The sequence below is a fragment of the Microbacterium jejuense genome, assembly GCF_039544225.1.
GTDB lineage: Bacteria > Actinomycetota > Actinomycetes > Actinomycetales > Microbacteriaceae > Microbacterium > Microbacterium jejuense.
The window spans coordinates 216,471-234,204 of record NZ_BAABLG010000005.1 but is presented as its reverse complement, the minus strand read 5'-3'; the positions used below and the strand labels follow the sequence as shown (position 1 = coordinate 234,204).

General features: G+C 71.3%; 14 protein-coding genes. 8 read left to right on the top strand and 6 right to left on the bottom strand.

Annotated features, from left to right (window positions below; all coding sequences use genetic code 11):
* Window positions 1-14 precede the first annotated feature (14 nt).
* Entirely contained in the window at window positions 15-1,007 is a 993-nt protein-coding gene (locus ABEA46_RS10760; RefSeq protein WP_345544543.1) for a pirin family protein, read from the top strand.
* Window positions 1,008-1,159: 152 nt separating this feature from the next.
* Here the strand turns inward: ABEA46_RS10760 and ABEA46_RS10755 are convergent, their stop codons facing one another.
* The gene (locus tag ABEA46_RS10755) at window positions 1,160-4,165 is read right to left on the bottom strand and encodes a S8 family serine peptidase (RefSeq protein WP_345544542.1); all 3,006 of its coding nucleotides are present in this window, start codon (window positions 4,163-4,165) and stop codon (window positions 1,160-1,162) included.
* A 142-nt stretch (window positions 4,166-4,307) separates the two neighbouring features.
* On the opposite strand from ABEA46_RS10755, the gene ABEA46_RS10750 reads away from it, so the two are divergent.
* From ABEA46_RS10750 to ABEA46_RS10730, 5 genes are all read left to right on the top strand, one after another.
* Entirely contained in the window at window positions 4,308-4,859 is a 552-nt protein-coding gene (locus tag ABEA46_RS10750; protein WP_345544541.1) for an ECF transporter S component, read from the top strand.
* 83 nt (window positions 4,860-4,942) lie between these two features.
* A complete protein-coding gene (locus ABEA46_RS10745; RefSeq protein ID WP_345544540.1) occupies window positions 4,943-6,784 on the top strand; it encodes an ABC transporter ATP-binding protein in 1,842 nt (613 codons plus the stop codon).
* Complete coding sequence (locus ABEA46_RS10740) at window positions 6,781-7,632, top strand: energy-coupling factor transporter transmembrane component T (RefSeq protein ID WP_345544539.1); 852 nt, start codon at window positions 6,781-6,783, stop codon at window positions 7,630-7,632. The genes ABEA46_RS10745 and ABEA46_RS10740 overlap by 4 nt, the downstream gene beginning before the upstream one ends.
* Before the next feature lie 40 nt (window positions 7,633-7,672).
* Entirely contained in the window at window positions 7,673-8,548 is an 876-nt protein-coding gene (locus ABEA46_RS10735) for a siderophore-interacting protein (protein ID WP_345544538.1), read from the top strand.
* The gene (locus ABEA46_RS10730; protein WP_345544537.1) at window positions 8,545-9,117 is read left to right on the top strand and encodes an ECF transporter S component; all 573 of its coding nucleotides are present in this window, start codon (window positions 8,545-8,547) and stop codon (window positions 9,115-9,117) included. The genes ABEA46_RS10735 and ABEA46_RS10730 overlap by 4 nt, the downstream gene beginning before the upstream one ends.
* Before the next feature lie 69 nt (window positions 9,118-9,186).
* On the opposite strand, the gene ABEA46_RS10725 is transcribed toward ABEA46_RS10730, so the two are convergent.
* Both ABEA46_RS10725 and ABEA46_RS10720 read right to left on the bottom strand, forming a co-directional pair.
* Window positions 9,187-10,350, bottom strand: a complete 1,164-nt coding sequence (locus tag ABEA46_RS10725) for an acyl-CoA dehydrogenase family protein (protein WP_345544536.1) — start codon at window positions 10,348-10,350, stop codon at window positions 9,187-9,189.
* A 79-nt stretch (window positions 10,351-10,429) separates the two neighbouring features.
* The gene (locus ABEA46_RS10720; protein WP_345544535.1) at window positions 10,430-11,008 is read right to left on the bottom strand and encodes a TetR/AcrR family transcriptional regulator; all 579 of its coding nucleotides are present in this window, start codon (window positions 11,006-11,008) and stop codon (window positions 10,430-10,432) included.
* Window positions 11,009-11,080: 72 nt separating this feature from the next.
* On the opposite strand from ABEA46_RS10720, the gene ABEA46_RS10715 reads away from it, so the two are divergent.
* Window positions 11,081-13,606: an MMPL family transporter gene (locus ABEA46_RS10715; RefSeq protein ID WP_345544534.1), complete on the top strand. Its 2,526-nt coding sequence runs from the start codon at window positions 11,081-11,083 to the stop codon at window positions 13,604-13,606.
* Window positions 13,607-13,610: 4 nt separating this feature from the next.
* Here ABEA46_RS10715 and ABEA46_RS10710 read toward each other — a convergent pair whose 3' ends face one another.
* Complete coding sequence (locus ABEA46_RS10710) at window positions 13,611-14,957, bottom strand: M15 family metallopeptidase (RefSeq protein WP_345544533.1); 1,347 nt, start codon at window positions 14,955-14,957, stop codon at window positions 13,611-13,613.
* Between the two features lie 119 nt (window positions 14,958-15,076).
* Here ABEA46_RS10710 and ABEA46_RS10705 point away from each other — a divergent pair, with 119 nt between their 5' ends.
* Entirely contained in the window at window positions 15,077-16,204 is a 1,128-nt protein-coding gene (locus ABEA46_RS10705; protein WP_345544532.1) for an Rv2578c family radical SAM protein, read from the top strand.
* Between the two features lie 28 nt (window positions 16,205-16,232).
* Here the strand turns inward: ABEA46_RS10705 and ABEA46_RS10700 are convergent, their stop codons facing one another.
* Together ABEA46_RS10700 and ABEA46_RS10695 are read right to left on the bottom strand one after the other, a co-directional pair.
* Entirely contained in the window at window positions 16,233-16,628 is a 396-nt protein-coding gene (locus ABEA46_RS10700; protein ID WP_345544531.1) for a hypothetical protein, read from the bottom strand.
* A gap of 143 nt (window positions 16,629-16,771) precedes the next feature.
* On the bottom strand, window positions 16,772-17,725 hold the full coding sequence (locus ABEA46_RS10695) for an alpha/beta fold hydrolase (protein ID WP_345544530.1): 954 nt from the start codon (window positions 17,723-17,725) through the stop codon (window positions 16,772-16,774).
* Window positions 17,726-17,734 lie beyond the last annotated feature (9 nt).

Below are 17,734 nucleotides of genomic sequence, written 5' to 3'. Positions count from 1 at the left end.
GATAGCGTTCGCACATGACCCGCCTCGGAGCCTCCGACACCGTCGACCTCGAGACCGCCGTCGAGTGCGACGGCCCGCGCACGCTGCTGCTCGAGGCCCGCGAGGTCCCGCTCGGCGGGGTGCGGGCGATGTCGGTGCACCGGTCGCTGCCGCAGCGGGATCTGCCGCTGGTGGGCGCCTGGTGCTTCCTCGACCGGTTCGGGCCGCAGCAGACGCGCATGCGCGTCGAGCCGCACCCGCACATCGGGCTGCAGACCGTGACGTGGCCGTATCTCGGCGAGGTGCGTCACCGCGACACCGTCGGCAGTGACGTCGTGGTGCGCCGCGGCGCCCTCAACCTGATGACCAGCGGCGCGGGCATCGCGCACTCCGAGTACTCCGTCGGAGACGATGCCACGCCTCTCGACGCGCTGCAGCTGTGGGTCGCTCTGCCCGAGTCGCGGCGCCACGGCGCACCCGCGTTCGAGCAGCACGCGGTGCTGCCTTCGGTCTCGCTCGATGCCGGCGACGGCGAGGCCGGCTCGGCCACCGTCGTGCTCGGCGAACTCGCGGGCGTGGTCTCGCCGGCGACCGTCTACACGCCGATCGTCGGCGCCGAGCTGCGTGTGCCCGCAGGCTCGACCGTGCGGGTGCCGCTCAACCCCGGCTGGGAGCACGCGCTCGTCGCCGTGCACGGCGAGGCCGCCGTCCCCGACCTCGGAGCCGGCGAGGCCGCGATCGCGCTCGACACCGCCCACCTGCTGTACCTCGGGCTGCACCGCTCCACGGTCGAGCTGACCAGTGCCGAAGGTGCCACGCTGTTCCTCATGGGCGGCGAGCCGTTCGAGGATGACATCGTCATGTGGTGGAACTTCGTCGGACGCACCCACGAAGAGATCGTCGAGGCCCGCGAGGCCTGGGAGTCGGACTCCGCACGCTTCGGCCACGTCGTCGGGCACGGCGACGAGCGCATCCCCGCACCCCCGCTGCCCGCCGTGCGCCTCACGCGCCGCCGCCGGCGCCTGTGACGGCGGATGCCGGGTGCTCGTGAGGCACCGGATGCGGGGCGCCCGGCATCCACTGATCCGCCCCGCGCCGCGCCGCGGGTGAGCGGCTTGCGCAGACAGGCGAAGAGGCGCCCGGGCCGGAGCCCGGGCGCCTCTTCTGTGCTGGAACTGCCTTACGGGACGTCGACCGAGACGACGGTGCGCACGTCGGAGTCGCCGTAGCGGACGACGCCGAGGTAGCTGCCGGACTCGAGCCCCGACCACGACAGCGAGTAGTCCGCCTTGACGGACTGCGTCGTGGCGATCGACGAGGGCGACGCGGTGAAGTCGCCGACGCCGTCGGGGGTGACCGAGGTGACGGTGGTGTTCCACGTGAACGGCTGCGTGTACGCGTACACGTCCGCTCGCACTTCGTACCAACCGGCCTCGGGCTCGACCAGCTGCACGGCCTCATCGGCCGAGGCCGTCGCCGACTGCCAGACCGCGGTGCGCTGACCGCCCTCGGTCTTGACCTTGTAGACGGTCAGGTCGAGGTCCGTGCCCGCGCTGTCGTCATCGGAGTTGATGGCGAACCGCACGACGTCGGTGCCCGCGGGCACCTGGACGAACTTGACCGTGGTGCCGTCGGTCTCGGCGCCGGTGGTCTCGTTGCCCTCGATGATCACGTCGGCCTTCGCGAGGCCCAGCGTGTTCAGCGCCAGGTTGCCCGTGAAGCCCGGCGTGACCGAGACGTCGACGCTGCCCTCGGCGCCCGTGCCCGAGACCGACGCAGGAGCGTCGACCGCGACCGGCTTGAGCGCGATGGGCGAGCGCACCGAGTTGGTGGCGCTCTTCCACGTCAGCGAGCCCGTCGTCCACTGGCCGATCGCGGCGTCGGTCGTCGTGAACGTCACGGTGAACTTCTGCGTGGCGCCCGCGGCGATGGTGAACGTCGACGGCGTGACGACGGCATCCACACCCGGCACGTCGATCGACGCCGTGTAGGTGCCGGCCTCGGTGGCCGTCACCGTGCGGGTGATCGTCTGGGTGCCGGCGAGGGCGCCGATGCCGATGGACGCGATGTTCAGGTCGCTCGGGTCGATCGGGGCGATGTTGAACACCTGCTCGCCCAGCGCGCCGTTGATGTACCCGGCCCAGTCGCGCAGACCGTTCTGGTACAGCAGGCCGGCGTTGAAGTACCGCGTCGGGTCGACGTGGCCGGCGCCCTGCGTGAACGGGTCCGTGACCGGGTTGCCCGCGTCGTCGACCAGGTCGTACGCGGTGGTCATGAGCGCGGACTTGATCTCGGACGGAGCCGCCTTCGGGTGGACGCCGAGATACAGCGCACCGAGACCGGCGACGTGCGGCGACGACATCGACGTGCCCGACATGATGCCGAACGTCGGCTTCTCCTTCGGGCCGTTGTCGGTGGCGGCGAGGATCGCGACACCGGGGGCCGAGACGTCGGGCTTGATGACGTCACTGCCGTCGGCGAGGATCGGTCCGCGGCTCGAGAAGCCCGCGATCTGCGGCGTCGGGGTCTCGACACCGGTCACGTTCGCACCGACCAGGGTCACCGTCGGGTTCGTTGCGGTGTGCACGTAGTCCAGCAGCGCGGCCCGGTGGGTGTTCTGCAGGTGGACCGTCGGCACCGAGTGGAAGTCGTTGTCGAGCGAGCCCGGCGTGACGTTCACGAGCACCATGCCCGTGCCGCCCGCCTCGGCGACCGCCTGCGACTTCTCGACGCGTGCGTTCACGCCGCGGTCGCAGATGACGATCTTGCCCGCGGCCTTGGCGGCGTCGAGCGTGCCGAGCTGGCACAGCGCCGCATCCGCCGCCGCGACACCCGCAGCCGGGATGTCGCCCGCGTAGACGACCGGACCGGTGATCGACTGGCCGAACGGCACCGACACCGACGCGCCGGCGGCCTGCTGGCCGTCCCACTGGACAGTGCCCTCCCACGTCGGAACGGTGGATGCCGCGACCGTCGTGTACCAGGGCGACGCGTGGTCGGCCGTCGAAGCGCCCGGGCCGTCGTTGCCGGCGCTCACCGACACGAAGACGCCCGCTGCGGCTGCGCCGAGGAAGGCGTAGTCGTCCCAGCTGAACACGGACGTGGCCGCGCCGCCGCCGATCGAGTAGTTGATGACGTCGACACCGTCCGCGACGGCCTGGTTGATGGCGTCGAGCAGGTCGCTGCCCGCGCAGATGTCATCGGTCGTGACGAGGTCGTCGGGACCGTCGTAGCAGGCCTTGTAGGCGGCGACCTTCGCGGCCGGCGCGACGCCCGAGATCTTGCCGAAGTCGATGCCCTCGACCTTCGTGCTGACGCCGAAGTTGCCGGCGGCGGTACTGGCGGTGTGCGAGCCGTGACCGGCCTTGTCGCGCGGCGACAGGAAGTCGTAGCTGAAGTCGAACCCGGCGGCCTTGGCGCCCGACGAGAAGTACTGTCCGCCGATCAGCTTGGTGTTGTACGAGCGCTTGTCCCAGCTCTGCGCGATCGTGATCTTGCTGCGGAACTGGCTGCCGTCGGCCTTGTCGAAGACGATCGTGTCGCCGTTCTCGGTGTACGGGACTCCGGCGCCGCCCTTCTTCTTGAGCTGGTCGCCCGCGAACGACGGGCTCTCGGGGGCGATGCCGGTGTCGACCACACCGACGACGATGCCCTTGCCCGCGTTGGCGACGCCGCCCACGGCATCCCACACGCCGCCGGTGCCGGTGTCGACCGAGCCGAGGCCCAGGAACTCCGTCGAGGGGGTCGCTGTCGGGTGGTAGATCTCATCGGGGAAGACCCCGAGCACGGCCTTGTCGCCCGCGAGCTTGGTCGCCTGCGCGGCGGTCAGCTCGGCCGAGAAGCCGTTGGTGACGACTGCGTAGCTGGCGTCCACGGTGACACCGGTGTCGGCGGCGACCTTGTCCTGCTGCTTCTTGAGGTGCGCGAGGTAGGCCTTGGAGTTCGACGACTGCGCGTCGAGCTGCTTGCCCGCGTCGGGCTTGGTGCGCTGGATGCCGTTCGTGCCGCCTTCGTAGGTGGCGAGGGACGACTCCTTGAGCAGGACGATGTAGTGGCCGTCCGTGGCGTCGGTGAGAACCGGGGTGTTCACCTCCTCGGGTACCGCGCCGAAACTGGCTGATGCTGTGCCCGTGAACAGGGCGGCGAGTGTGACGACCGCGGCTGCTCTCAGGGAGGTTCGACCCATTTGTGGCCCTCCAATTTTTCGTGCAGGAAGTCGCTGCGCCACATCGTTGGGGCGCAGCTCGCTCAAACGTAACTCCCAGCGGAATCTCAGTAAATGAGAAGCCCGTGAGAATCGCAAGCCCTCCGGCCAGTACGCTGGGCAGGTGGCCCCCCGAACCCGACTTTCTACGAGCGTTCTGCTCACCTGCGCCGCGATCGGCGTGGCGACGGGTGCTCTTCAGGCGATCGCCGGAGCCGTCAGCGGGCCGGTGACGGTCGTCGCCCCGATCGTCTACGGACTCGTGCTGGGCGTCCACGTGCTGCCGGGCGTCGTCGCCCAGGAACTGCTGCGCCGCCCGTGGGTGGCCCTCATCACGCACCTCGTCGCCGCGCTCGTCGCGAGCGCCGTGGTGCCGCTGTGGATCGGCCGGTACATCGGCACAGCCATCCTCATCGGCGGCCTGCAGGAGCTCATCGCCGCCACGTCGCGGTATCGCAAGTGGGACGCGTGGCGGTTCTTCCTGTCGGCGGTCATCGTCGGCGCGATCATCGCCGCCGCGATCTGGTTCGCCGCGGACGTGACGAAGTTCCCGGTGTGGGGCCAGGTCGTCTACGTCGCGCTCTTCGTCGTCGGCCCCGTCGCCTGGACGGCCGTGGGCCTCGCGATCGGCCGCGCGCTGCGGCGCGCCGGGATCGCTCGCCGCAGCCGCGGGTGAGGCATCCGGCCCGCCGATTCTGATTGGTGGGCACCGAGCGGTGAGGGTAGGTTAGGAAAGCCTAAGTTCCCTCCGTCGATCGGATGCCCGTGCCTGCTGTCGTGCCGCTGCTGCAGGTGCGCGCGCTCGGCGTCACCCACGACGGCGAGGCGGTCCCGGCCCCCGCCGACGTGTCGTTCGACATCGCTCCCGGCGAGGTCGTGCTGCTGCTCGGTCCGAGCGGCTCGGGCAAGTCGACGCTCACGCTGACCCTCAACGGCCTGCTGCCGCAGTCGGTGCCCGCGACCGTGACCGGCTCGGTGCAGGTCGACGGGCTCGACACCCAGACGACGCCGGTCGCCGAGCTGAGCACGCGGGTCGGAATGGTCTTCCAGGATCCCGACGCGCAGCTGGTCACCGGCACGCTCCTCGACGAGGTGGCCTTCGGCCCCGAGAATCTGCGGATGCCGGTGCCCGAGGTGCTGGAGCGCGCCGAGGCCGCGCTGCGCCGCGTGGGCCTGTGGGAGCGTCGCGCCGAGAACCCCGACCGGCTGTCGGGCGGCGGACGCCAGCGCCTCGCGATCGCCTGCGCCCTGGCGATGGGCTCGCCGCTGCTGGTGCTCGACGAGCCGACCGCCAACCTCGACCCCGCCGGCATCGAGGACGTCTACGCCGCCCTCGCCGAGCTGGTCACGGCGGGCGATCGCGCGATCCTGCTCGTCGAGCACAACCTCGACGCGGCCGTCGGCTTCGTCGACCGTGTCGTCGTGCTCGACCAGGACGGCCGCCTCGCCGCCGACGGCACCGTCGACGACGTGCTGCGCGACCGCGCCGCCGAGCTGCACGCGATGGGCGTGTGGCTGCCGGTGTCGGCGATCGCCGCGCTGCGACTGCGCCGCGCCGGCTTCGCGCTCGACCCCCTGCCGTTGACGCCCGCCGAGCTGCACGCGTCGCTGGAGGCGGAGGCCGGGCCGTCGGTCGCACCCCGCTCGCCGGCATCCGGAGATCGGACGATCGCGCCGTTTCCGGATGCCGCCGGCCCGAGCCTCCGGAGAACGCGAGAGACTCCGATGTCCGGATCGGCCCACGAGGCCCGGCACAGCGGGCGCGAGACCGCGCCCGACCCGCTCATCACCGTGCGCGACCTCACCCTGCGGCGCGGACGCAGCGAGGTGCTGCACGGTATCGACCTCGACGTGCCGCGCGGGAGGTTCGTCGCCGTCGTCGGCGCGAACGGCGCCGGCAAGACCTCGCTCATCCAGGCGCTCGCGGGCGTCGTCGCACCTCCCAAGGGCACGGTGCACGTGGACGGGCTCGACGTCGGACGCGCCGACGCGCGCACACTGAGCTCGCGCATCGGCTTCGTGTTCCAGAACCCCGAGCACCAGTTCATCGCGCACACCGTGTTCGACGAGATCGCGCACGGGCTGCGACTGCAGCGCCTCGGCGAGGACGAGGTCCGCGCGCGCACCGAGGCGCTGCTGGACCGATTCGGGCTCACGGCCAAGGCCGAGAGCCACCCGTTCCTGCTGTCGGGCGGGCAGAAGCGCCGCCTGTCGGTCGGCACCGCGCTCGTCGCGGGAGCCCCGGTGCTCGTGCTCGACGAGCCGACGTTCGGGCAGGACCGGGCCCGCGCCGACGAGCTGCTGTCGCTGCTGTCGGAGCTCAATGCCGAGGGCACCACGATCGTCGTGGTGACGCACGACATGCAGCTGGTCACCGACCACGCCGACCGCACTGTCGTACTGGCCGACGGCCGCGTCCTCACCGAAGGCCCCACCGCCGACGTGTTCGCCGACGACGAGCTGATCCGCCGCGCCGGCCTGCGCCCGCCGCCGCTGCGGCGCGCGCTGCGGGGCGTGGTGCGGCATCCCGGGCTCTCGCGCGTCACGCGCCTCGCCGACCTGCCCGACGCCGTCCAGGCGCCCGCGGGAGGTGCGGCATGACCGACGCGGGACCCCTCACCGCGGCCACGGCCGTGAACAGCCCGGTCGACCCCTACGCGGGGCGGGTCGCGGCATCCCCGGTCCGCTTCCTGTACGGGCTGAATTCGCTGGCCAAGCTCGCGGGGCCGCTCCCGGCGATGGTGCTGCTGGTGTTCGTGCGGGATGCCGCCACCCCGGCCGCGTTCCTGCTGCTGGCGTATCTCGTGCTGCTGGTGGGGGTCAACTTCACGCGGCGCCTGGCGGCGGTGCTGCTGCTCGCAGTGCCGCTCAGCACGCTGGTCATCGGCTTCGGCTTCGCGCTGTGGACCGACGCGGCGCGCGTAGACCAGTCGGTCGTGGTGTGGCAGCTCGGCGGCTGGACGATGTACGGCGGAGCCCTCGCGGTCGGCTTCGCGACGGGCCTCCGACTGGCCTCGATCGTCGCACTGACGCTCATCGCCGGCCTGTCGACCACGGGGCCCGACCTGGTGCGCGCGAGCGTGCAGCAGCTGCGCGTGCCGTACCGGATCGGGTACACGGCGCTGGCGGCGTTCCGCTTCGTGCCGCGCTTCGGGCACGAGCTCGACGTCATCCGCCAGGCGCACCGCGTGCGGGGCGCCCACGGCGGGCGGGGTCCGTTCGCCGCCGTGGCGCGCTGGTTCGGGTACATCGTGCCGCTCCTGGCCGGCGCGATCCGGCACGCCGAGCGCGTGGCGCTGGCCATGGACTCGCGCGCCTTCGGCGCACACCCCGACCGCACCGAGCGGCACCTCGTGCCGTGGCGCGTGCGCGACACCGTCTTCGTCGTGGCGTTCTGGGCTGTCTCGGCCGTACTGTTCGCCGCGCTCTTCCCGTGGGGGCTCGCGTGACGCGCACCCGCTCGACCTTCGACCGAAACGGAGCATCCTGATGGCCCCGGCCCCTCGCCTCGTCAAGCCCGAGACACCCGGTCTCGTGCACCTCACGGTGCTGCGCACCCGGCAGCTCTCGCCCCACTGGATCCGGGTGACCCTCGGCGGCGGCGAGATCGACAGGTTCCACCCGATGGGCTACGACCAGTGGTTCCGCATCTTCCTGCCGCTCGGCGGCGACGCGGGCCTGGAGCGCATCCCCGCCAAGCCGAACAAGGTGTTCGGATATCTGAAGTACCTGCGCATCCCCGACGGCATGCGCCCGGTCATGCGCAACTACACGGTGCGCGCGTTCCGTCCTGCCACCGCGACGGCGGGCGCCGAGCTCGACGTGGACTTCGTGGTCCACGGCTCGGCGCACGACGGCACCGCCGGTCCCGCTTCGCGGTGGGCGCAGGCGTGTCAGGCGGGCGAGAGCGTCGTCGTGATCGACGAGGGGCTGTCGTTCAACCCCGCGCGCGGCACCGACCGCATCGTGCTGGTGTCGGACGAGACCGGTCTGCCGGCGATCGCCGGCATCTGCGCTTCGCTTCCGTCCGACGCGTCCGGCCTCGCGATCGTCGAGGTGCCCTCGGCCGAGGACGCGCTCGAGTTCGCGCACCCGGCGGGCGTCACAGTGCGCTTCGTCGTGCGCGAAGGCGAGATCAAGCCCGGCACGCTCGCACTCGCGGCACTGCAGCAGGCAGCGCTGCCGGCATCCCCGTTCCACGCCTACGTCGTGGGCGAGCAGGCGCTCGCGACCGACGGCCGTCGCCACCTCGTCGGCGAGCGCGGCATCTCGAAGGACCACGTGAGCTTCATCGGCTACTGGCGCGTCGGCGCCGCCTCGCCCGCCCCCAAGTCCCAGCGCGCGACCGCCGAGGCGCACTCGTGAGCCGGGCGACCACCGCGTACCTGCTGACGTGCGCGGCGATCGGCGTCGCGGGCGGCGTCATGCTGTGGGGCGCGACCGCGCTGTCGACGCTGCTGTTCGCCGTCGTGCCGTTCATCTCGGTGGGTCTCGCGGGCCTGTGGCTCATGCCCGCCGTGGTCGCGCTGCGCCTCATCGAGCGCCCGCTCGCCGGCCTGCTGGTCGGGCTCATCTCGGGGCTCGTGGTCTTCCCTTACCTCGCGACGAACCTGTGGTGGGCGTTCTTCGCCGAGCTGCCGTTCCTGCTCGCCGCGTACCGCAGCTGGCGCACGTGGCAGTACTACGCGGGCGCGGCCGTCGTGGGCGTGCTGTACCCGATCCTCGCCGCGGTGTCGTTCGACCTCGCGTCGATGACCATCGGCGCCCAGATCGGCTTCTTCGTGCTGTCGGTCGCGAGCTGCGTCGGCGGCACCGCGCTCGGCATCGTCATCGCCGACCGCCTTCGCAAGGCCGGCGTCGCAAAGCTCGCACGCCGCCGGGGCCTCGCCGGGCGCGGCCTCGGGCGCGGCAGCGGCCCCGCCGGACAGCACTGACACGAAGAACGGATGCCGCCGCCCGGGCCCCCGCGGGGCGCCGGGTGGCGGCATCCACCCTTCGTGAGGTCAGCGCTTGCCGACGATCTGACGCGACACGATGTCGCGCATGATCTCGTTCGTGCCGCCGTAGATGCGGTGCACGCGGGCGTCGAGGTACGCGCGCGCGATCGGGTACTCGGTGATGTAGCCGTAGCCGCCGTGCAGCTGAACGCCGATGTCGAGCACCTCGGCCTCGCGGTCCGTCGACCAGAACTTGACCTTGGCGGCCTCTTCGGCCGTCAGCTTCTGGTCCTTGTAGAGCATCATGGCGCGGTCGTTGTAGACCCACGTCACGTCGACCGTCGTCGCCATGTCGGCGAGCTTGAAGCGGGTGTTCTGGAAGTCGGCGATCCGCTCGCCGAACGCCTCGCGGCTGAGGACGTAGTCGCGCGTCCAGTGGAACGCGGCCTCGCAGGCGGCCGCGGCGGCCACACCGATCGACAGGCGCTCCAGTGGAAGGTTCATCATGAGCTGGATGAAGCCGAGGCCCTCCTTGCCGCCGATGAGGTTGGCGTCGGGCACGAACACGTCGGTGAACGAGAGCTCGGCGGTGTCCCAGCCGTGGAAGCCCATCTTCTCGAGCTTCTTGCCGTGGTCGAAGCCCTCCATGCCGTTCTCGAGGATCAGCAGGCTGAAGGCATCGGGGCGGTTGCCCTCACCGGTCTTGACGAACGTCACGACGATGTCGGCGGTCTTGCCCGACGAGATGAACGTCTTCGCGCCGTTGACGATGTAGCCGCCGTCGACCTTCTTGGCCGTCGTCTTGATGCCGCGGAGGTCGGAGCCCGCACCCGGCTCGGTCATCGCGAGGGCGCCGAGGATCTCGCCGGTCGCCATGCCGGGGAGCCACTTCTCCTTCTGCTCCTGCGTGCCCATGTGCACGATGTACGGCACCGCGAGGTCGTCCTGGATGCCCAGCGCGCCGGCGAGCGAGCCGAGGCCCGCACCGATGGTCTCTTCGAGCACGATGGCACGGAAGCGGTAGTCCTGCAGCATGCCGGCGCCGCCGAACTCCTCGGGCACGCTCAGGCCGATGATGCCGGCCTCGCCCGCCGCGAGCATGGTCGCGCGGTCGATCTCACCGTCGGCGTCCCACTGCTTGCGCTTCTCTTCGGATCCGTAGCGCTTGATGAACTCCTTGACGACGTCGCGGAACGCCTCGTGGTCCTCGTCGTAGATGTCGCGCTCCATGTGCGCCTTCCTCTCTCGTCCTCGAGCCCTGGACGATGCACGCGTTGGCATCGCATCTCACCCTCGATGGTACTCAGTTTCAATCGGAACGGCCGCCGAGGATGAAGCGCACGAGCTGCCGGAGCGGTCCGCTGTAGTCGCTCCGGCGTGACAGCACCTGCAGGACGATGGCGCCCATGATCGCCTGGCCGAGCTGATCGACGGGCGCGTCCGCCGGCAGCTGACCCTCATCGACGCCGACCTGGAGCCGCTCGGTGAGCTGTCGGTCGACGCCGAGGCTCGCGCTGAGGTGGTCGCCGACCTCGGCGTCCTCCGCCGCGGCGGCGACCAGCGAGCGCAGGAGCGACTCGCCGTTGTGCGACGCGAGGATAGAGAGCACCCGGGCCGTCCACGCGTCGACGTCGGCCACGAGGTCGCCGGTGTGCGGAGCGGCGAGGTCGACCGGGAAGAGGCGTCCCTCGGTGAGGCAGTCCGCGATGAGCGCGCCCCGAGAGTTCCACCAGCGGTAGATGGTCTGCTTGCCGACGCCTGCTTCCTTCGCGATCCCCTCGATCGTCAGCTGGTCGTACCCCTGGCGCTGGAAGATCGTCGCCGTAGCGGTGAGGATCGCCTCCCGCGCCGCGGCGCTGCGGACGGGACCCGTTCGATGCTCGTTCATGCGTCCAGTTAACTCCCAGAAAGTAGACGAGACGGTCCGTATGATCAAACGCGTCGTGAGGAGACAAACTCGATGGCTGCACTGCTCTATCGCCTGGGATCGTTCGCCGCTCGCCGCGCGTGGCAGGTGATCGTCGCGTGGGTGGTGATCCTGGGGGTTTCGGTCGGCGCCTTCCTCGCGTTCGGCGGGTCGCTCAGCAACAGCTTCGACATCCCGGGCACCGCTTCGGGTGCCGTCGTGGACGAGCTCACCCAGGAACTGCCCGACAGCGCCGGGATGACGGCATCCGTCGTCTATCAGACGGACGATGGCGCACCCTTCACGGACGAGCAGAAGCAAGCGATCTCGGATGCCGCGGCCGGCGCAGAGGACCTCGATGACATCGCCGCGGTCATCGACCCGTTCGATGCGCAGCAGCAGCAGGCGGACGGGGCGCAACAGCTCGCCGACGCCCAGACGCAGATCACGGACGGTCGGTCGCAGCTGGACGCCGGGCAGGCGCAGCTGGACGCCGGGCAGGCGCAGCTCGATGCCGGACAGGCCCAGCTCGACGCGGCGCGTGCGCAGGCCGAGGCCATCGGCGCCGGCCCGCAGCAGCTCGCCGCGCTCGACCAGCAGCAGGCGCAGCTGGACGCGCAGACCGCGGCGCTGCAGACGCAGCAGACCACGATCGACGACTCCCGCGCCGAACTCGAAGACCAGGCCGAGCAGGTCGAGCTGGGCACGACGCTTCTCGATCTGTCGGATGGCATCGGCGTGGTGTCGGAGGACGGCTCGACCGCGATCGTCAACGTCACGTTCGACGAGACCCGGCTGGAGCTGCCCGAAGAGGCCAAGCAGACCACGATCGACCACTTCGAGTCCGAGCCCATCGACGGCGTCTCGGTGTACTTCGGCTCAGAGCTCGCGCAGGGCGTGCCGGAGCTCTTCGGCATCGGCGAGGCGATCGGTCTCGTCTTCGCCGCGGTCGTGCTGATCGTCACGCTCGGGTCGCTGCTGGCGGCGGCTCTTCCGATCGTCACGGCGCTCGTCGGCATCGGCGTCGGCGTCACCGCCTCGCTGTCGTTCTCGGGGATCGTCGACATGGCGTCGATCACCCCGGTCCTCGGCGTCATGCTCGGGCTCGCGGTCGGCATCGACTACTCGCTGTTCATCGTCTACCGGCACCGCAAACAGCTGCTCCGCGGGGTTCCGGTGGGCGAGTCGATCGGGCTGGCGACGGGCACCTCCGGCACGGCGGTCGTCTTCGCCGGCTCGACGGTGATCGTCGCACTGCTCGCGCTCAACGTCACGGGCATCCCGTTCCTGGGCCTCATGGGAACCGTCGGCGCGGTGTGCGTCGCGGTGGCCGTGCTCGTCGCGATCAGCCTGGCTCCGGCCATCCTTGGGCTCTTGGGCATGCGACTGCTGTCGCGTCGCAAGCAGGCCGCGATCGGCGTGGAGACCGCACCGGCGAAGGCGCCCCAGCAGATCAAGCCGATGTCGAACCTCCGCGCGATCCTCACGGTGCTCGGCACGGTCGTCGCGCTGCTGGTCATCGCCATCCCGTCTCTGTCGATGCGGCTCGGACTCCCCGACGGCGGGAGCGAGCCGGCCGGATCGACCAGCTACCAGGCTTTCCAGATCATCGAGGAGGAGTTCGGCGCCGGCGCGAACGGCCCGCTGCTCGTCACGGCGACGGCATCCGATCCGATCAGCGACGACGACCTCGTCGCGACCCAGGTCGCGGTCGCGCAGCAGCTCGCTGACCTCGACGACGTCGCGGCGGTCGCACCGATCGCGACCTCCGACGACGGCACGCTCCTCGCCTTCCAGGTGGTGCCCGAGGAGGGCCCCAACAGCGAGTCGACCGAGCAGCTGGTGCAGGACATCCGCGCCCTGCCGCCCGTCGACGGCGACCTCACCCTGGGCGTCGCCGGTCAGGCGGCGAGCAACATCGACATCTCGCAGGCCCTCAGCGATGCGCTGCCGATCTATCTGCTCGTGGTGGTCGGCCTGTCGTTCCTCATCATGGTGATGGTGTTCCGCTCGCTCCTCGTGCCGATCATCGCGACCGGCGGCTTCGTGCTGTCGCTGTTCGCGACCTACGGGCTCATCGTCGGCGTGTTCCAGTACGGCTGGGGCGCGTCGCTGATCGGGCTGGACAGCACGGGTCCCATCCTGAGCTTCCTGCCGGTCATCCTGGTCGGCATCCTCTTCGGACTCGCCATGGACTACCAGCTCTTCCTGGCGTCCGGCATGCGGGAGGCCTACGTCCACGGATCGTCGGCGAAGCTGGCCGTCGCGCAGGGGTTCCGCGCCGGCCGGTCGGTGGTGACCGCGGCCGCGTTCATCATGGTCTCGGTCTTCGGCGGGTTCATCTTCTCGCAGTCCACGATGATCCGGTCGATCGGCTTCGGGCTCGCGTTCGGCGTGCTGTTGGACGCGTTCGTCGTGCGGATGCTGCTCATGCCGGCCCTGATGCACCTGCTCGGCCGCTCGGCATGGTGGCTGCCGCGCTGGCTCGACCGCGTCATCCCCAACGTCGACCTAGAGGGCGTTTCGCTCGAGCGCGACCACCCGGGGATGCAGGTGGGCGGCGTCCCGCACACGACGTGAGCGGTCAGCCGAGGTAGGCCGGCGCGGCCTCGAGCCCGAAGAACTCCTCGAGCGAGGTCCAGCCGCCGTCGTGGTACGCCTTGGCGAGCTCGGGCCCCACGTATCGCAGGTGCCACGGCTCGGGCGTGTAGCCCGTGACCGGCGTCGCCCCCTCGACGTAGCGCACGATCCAGCCGTGCTCCCACGCGTGGGCCGCCACCCACTGGCCCTGGGGCGAGGCCGCGAGACCGTCGAGGCTCGTGCAGCTCCCCGCGCACGCCACGACGTCGGCGCTGAGGCCCAGCTGATGCTCGCTGTACCCGGGCCGCGCGCTCACCAGGTCGGCACGTTCGCCGCGCTCGGCGAAGTGGCGCCCGTACGTCACCTGCTGGGTCTGGTACGAACGGAACCCGCTCTCCAGCGCGATCTCGCCGACGCCGGCATCGCGCGCCGCCGTCACGAGCGCCGAGAGCGCACCGGCGGCGTCGGCGCGCAGTGCGCCGCCCTCGATGTTGCGCACCCCGTCCGGCAGCACGAGGCTGTTCGGCCGGTACTCGAGCGGGTTGGCCGGGCGGTGCTTGTCGAGCACGGTCCAGATGCGCGACGAATCGCTGAGGTCCACGCACGGCGCACGCCCGTCCACGACCGCGGCGCGGAACGCCTCGCCCCCGCCGGCGGCGATCACCGCGCCCTCGTCGTCGCCCGCCTGCAGCGCGCTCGCGAACGTCGAGAGCGTGCACAGGTCGGCAGCCGGCGGCGACTGCTCGACATCGGGCACCGGCAGCTGCTCGACGACGGGCGGCGCGACCGACAGGGCGGCCGCGGTGTCGGCCTGCTCGGTCGGCGGCGCCATGATCGCGGTCACTGCGGCCGACGAGCCGAGCAGCAGCGCCGCACCGGTCGCGAGGCCCGCCACCAGGGCGATGCGTCGTGTCATCCGGCGGGGTCGCACATGGCGCGCCGGGGTCACGACCTCGGTCACGAGATCGCCGAGCACGGGGGACGGTGCGTCGTCGGCCGACGTCGGGGTGATCGGCACTGCGGGGGCGACGGTCTGCGGGAGGGCCGGCGCTGCGGGGGCGCCCGGCGGAGCAAGGGATGCCGGCGGCCCGGTGTCGGCCATCGGCATCGGGCCGACCGTCAGCACCGGCGCGGTGTCGACGGTGAACAGCGGCACGGTGTCGGTCGGCGACGGCATCGGGACCTCGGCGGTCAGCCGATCCGCGTCGAGCGAGGCCCGGCGGACAGCGTCCTCGCCGACAGGGTGCGTGCTCGCGCGGGCACGCCGCTCGGCCTCTTCGCGCATCGCTCGGGCGGCGCGACGAGTCTCGGGGGCGGCTCGGGGGGTGGCGAGCCCGCCAGGCTCCGTCACGTCTGCCATTCTGGCCGCGACGGCAGGATTTGGCCAGGCGCACAGCATCCCTCCGCGCGGTGTTCTATTCTGTCGGCGCCACTCTTGACTTAAGTTCGAAGCTTTGTTCTCATGGATGCATGCGGTGGCAGGGGCAGGAACTGGGCGTGGCGGATGCGGCCGCCCTGCCCGGCATGGAGCAGCTCAACGGTCTGGTGCGGTCGGTCACGACACCCGAGTTCGCCGGGGTGACGTTCCACGAGGTGCTGTGCAAGTCCGCCCTCAACCACGTGCCGAGCGCGTCCGCGATGCCGTTCGACTGGACCGTGAATCCGTACCGGGGCTGCTCTCATGCGTGTGTATACTGTTTCGCTCGCGGGACGCACGAGTACCTGGAGCTCGACGCGGGGCGGGACTTCGACACGCAGGTGGTCGTCAAGGTCAACGTGGCCGAGGTGCTCGGCCGAGAGCTGCGGCGCGGCAGCTGGCAGCACGAACCTGTCATGCTCGGCACGAACACCGACCCGTACCAGCGGGCCGAGGGGCGCTACAAGCTCATGCCGGGCATCGTGTCGGCCCTCACCGAGTCGGGCACGCCGTTCTCGATCCTGACCAAGGGCACGCTGCTCCGGCGCGACCTGCCGCTGCTGCAGGAGGCTGCCCGCGAGGTGCACGTGTCGCTCGCGATGTCGATCGCCGTGTTCGACGACGAGCTGCAGCACCTCATCGAGCCCGGCACGCCCAACGCGACGGCCCGGCTCGAGACGGTGCGGGCGGCGACCGAGGCAGGGTTCCGCGTGACGGTGTTCCTGATGCCGATCATCCCCCACCTCACCGACTCGATCGCCGCGATCGACCACGCGCTCACCCGCATCAAGGCCGCCGGCGCAGTACGGGTCGTGTACGGCGCGCTGCACCTGCGCCCCGGCGCGAAGCAGTGGTTCCTGCAGTGGCTGGCGGAGCGGCATCCCGAGCTCGTCTCGTCATACCGGGGCCTGTACCCCGGTGCGACCGCGACCGCCCCCAAGGCCTACCGATCATGGCTGGCGAAGCGGGTGCGGCCGCTGCTGCGCGTGCACGGGCTCGACGGGCACGCCGAAGACGACACCGTACGCGGGGGTCCGGTCGCCGGTCTCGCGTCCCGCGCCGACGCCAGGGCGGCGCCGCCCATCATCACAACCTCGCGAGGTCGTGCCGCGGCGGGCTTGCGTGCCGCGGGCCCGGGGGTTCGGAGCGCGGCGGACGAGGCATCCACGCGGCTCTTCTGAGGCACGACGGGCGGTCGGCTCCGGTGCGCTACTCGCCGGCGTCGCGCTGCCGGTTCGCCTCGGCAGACCGCGCCCACACCTGCCGCTGATGCCGCGACGCCTTGCGACGCGCGTGCTCCCGGCGGGCACGGAGGTCGCCCGCGGGGCGTGGCAGCTCGCCCCGGGCGGCACGGATGAGGTAGCCGATGCCGTCGACGATGAAGGCGACGCCCGCGTACGAGAGCAGGCAGAGGGCGATGATCCCCAGCCACAGCGGCGTGGGGCGCGCGATGCCGACCATCTCGAACAGGCCCGTGCCGTCATGGACCGTCTGCACGACCATCACCGCGACGAGCCACAGCATCCCCGCGCCGGCGAGTGCCGCAACCACCGACGCGATCACGCCGCCGGTCGTGAGCACTTCCTTGGCAGACCGGATCAGCACCCTCCGATTGTGCCTCAGGTCCGCAGGCGTGAGCGTTCGAGTGGCGCACATGGTGATCACCGGCCTCGTGTAGCAGCCACCATCGCCACCGGAACCGCGCTACTCGCCGGCTCCCGGCCGTTCATGTGGCGCAGAGTGCCGCCTCACGCCCGGGAACCGGCAACCTGCGCCACTCGAGCGCCGCGGTGGCCGGCGGGGGCACTCGCGCCGGGGAGCGGTGCGCGTGCCACGTGAGCGGCGTCCGCGGTCACGAACTCCACCACGGCGTCGAGCACCCCATCGGCGGCCAGGATGCGGTTGTGGCCGAGGCCGAGTGTCGGCACGAGCCGCGCGCCGGGGTTCGCCGATACGACCCGCTCGGACTCGCCGAACGACACATACCGGTCCCCCTCGTCGTGAAGCGCCAGCAGCGGCATCTCGGCGGGCAGCGGTCGCCGAACCGCCGACAGCCAGGCGAACGGGTCGGGATCGCCCGCGAAGTACCGAGCGGCGAAACGCTCCCGCAGCCGCGCCGTCACGGCGTCGGACAGCCCCAGCCGGCGCTGGAACTGCCGCAGCAGCTCGTCCGCGTCGGCCAGTGTCGAGATCGTGACGACGCGGGCGGCATCCACTCCTCCGGCGACGCCGACGAGCGCCGCGAGCCCGCCGAACGAGTGGCCGACGATCGCGTCGAAGCGGCCATGCCGCTGCTGCAGCTCGGCGAAGACGTCGAGCCAGTCGACGAGGTACATGTGCCGGCCGTCCGAGTCGCCGTGGGCCGGGCCGTCGAACGAGACGACACGGTACCCCTCGGCGACCAGTTCACGCACCAGCGCCGAGAACTGGCTCGCCCGCCCGAGCCACCCGTGCGAGAGCACGACGGTCCGGGGGCCGCTCCCCCATTCGTAGACCACCACGTCGACGCCGCGCCGGCCGATTCCGGGGATGCGCACGCGGCGTCGGCGTGCGAGCGACATGGTGGGCGCGTCATCGGCGTGCACCGGGCGGGGTTTTGCGACATGCGCGAAGAACGGCATCGCGACGGCGGCGCCCGCGTGCGGAGAGATCGCTCCGGCGGTGCGGACGGCTGCTGCCGGCAGGCGGAGTGCGGGATTCATGATGCTCCG

Coding starts and splice junctions, on each gene's coding strand:
- ABEA46_RS10715 (WP_345544534.1), top strand. CDS start 11,081: ATGGCTGCACTGCTCTATCGCCTGGGATCGTTCGCCGCTCGCCGCGCG.
- ABEA46_RS10705 (WP_345544532.1), top strand. CDS start 15,077: ATGCGGTGGCAGGGGCAGGAACTGGGCGTGGCGGATGCGGCCGCCCTG.
- ABEA46_RS10720 (WP_345544535.1), bottom strand. CDS start 11,008: ATGAACGAGCATCGAACGGGTCCCGTCCGCAGCGCCGCGGCGCGGGAG.
- ABEA46_RS10695 (WP_345544530.1), bottom strand. CDS start 17,725: ATGAATCCCGCACTCCGCCTGCCGGCAGCAGCCGTCCGCACCGCCGGA.
- ABEA46_RS10755 (WP_345544542.1), bottom strand. CDS start 4,165: ATGGGTCGAACCTCCCTGAGAGCAGCCGCGGTCGTCACACTCGCCGCC.
- ABEA46_RS10725 (WP_345544536.1), bottom strand. CDS start 10,350: ATGGAGCGCGACATCTACGACGAGGACCACGAGGCGTTCCGCGACGTC.
- ABEA46_RS10735 (WP_345544538.1), top strand. CDS start 7,673: ATGGCCCCGGCCCCTCGCCTCGTCAAGCCCGAGACACCCGGTCTCGTG.
- ABEA46_RS10740 (WP_345544539.1), top strand. CDS start 6,781: ATGACCGACGCGGGACCCCTCACCGCGGCCACGGCCGTGAACAGCCCG.
- ABEA46_RS10745 (WP_345544540.1), top strand. CDS start 4,943: ATGCCCGTGCCTGCTGTCGTGCCGCTGCTGCAGGTGCGCGCGCTCGGC.
- ABEA46_RS10760 (WP_345544543.1), top strand. CDS start 15: ATGACCCGCCTCGGAGCCTCCGACACCGTCGACCTCGAGACCGCCGTC.